Annotated in this window: 1 protein-coding gene; it reads right to left on the bottom strand. The window is 73.4% G+C overall.

What is annotated here, in order from left to right; translation table 11 throughout:
• The coding region (locus tag ACZ3HG_RS23985) for a hypothetical protein (RefSeq protein WP_465334908.1) at window positions 1–263 on the bottom strand (263 nt) is incomplete at both ends.

The following is a 263-nucleotide window of genomic DNA, read 5'->3' as shown; positions in this document are numbered from 1 at the left end:
ACGTTGCGGGCACCCGCGAGCTCGCTGCCCTCGGGGATGTGCGGGTCGAACGCACCGTAGACGGACACGATCCGCCTGTTGACGTCGGCGGCCGCGGCGAGCGCGCGCATCGTGGCGTCCCCGGATCGGAAGGCGCGCAGCGACGGCGTGGGCATGAGGCGGCTGTACCGGGACCCCCCGAACGGCGTGGCCACCGCCACCATCGCCCGCACCCGTGACCCCGCGGGATCGAAGGCGAGCAGGTGCTTCCCGATCAATCCGCC

The sequence above is a fragment of the Erwinia sp. PME.40.26/001 genome (assembly GCF_055556675.1).
This window is presented reverse-complemented; position numbering and strand designations above follow the sequence as displayed.